Origin of the sequence: Pseudoalteromonas sp. MMG013, assembly GCF_018100885.1 — a bacterium.
In the GTDB taxonomy this organism is placed as follows: Bacteria; Pseudomonadota; Gammaproteobacteria; order Enterobacterales; family Alteromonadaceae; genus Pseudoalteromonas; species Pseudoalteromonas aurantia.
The window spans coordinates 1-421 of record NZ_JAGJEE010000128.1 but is presented as its reverse complement, the minus strand read 5'-3'; the positions used below and the strand labels follow the sequence as shown (position 1 = coordinate 421).

1 protein-coding gene is annotated in these 421 nt (G+C 48.0%); it reads right to left on the bottom strand.

Annotation, left to right across the window (positions count from 1 at the left end; genetic code table 11):
• Positions 1–421, bottom strand: a 421-nt coding sequence (locus J8L98_RS24655) for a hypothetical protein (RefSeq protein ID WP_210998693.1), incomplete at both ends; no start/stop codon positions are given.

Here is a 421-nt window from a genome sequence, read left to right as displayed (position 1 = left end):
CACACGCGTATTGGCGCCGCTTTTTCCTGCTTCGGTGGCATCAGATTGGGTTTCTAACTTTTCTATCAGCCCTTGCGCATTATAAATCAGGGCGGTTTTTTCTGTGCCCGTTGCGGTTTTAGTTAAAATACTACTCGCACGCTCACCGGTATATTCTATGGTGGTTTGGTGACCTTGCGGACCCTGCATCGCCGTTAAACGCCCCGCGGCGTCATAGTGCTCTTTGTTGTGAGTACCATCAATTTTGAGTATCGCACTGCCATCTGCATTGAATGTCAGCGTGTCATCTGCGCCACTGCCTGCTTTACTCACATACTCTTTACGTGCGCTATCATAGACAAATTTCTGTGCGTAACCATCTGCAGTTGTGCGAGTAACCACACTCCCTGAGCTATTTCGTGCACCCTCTAAATTAATACTT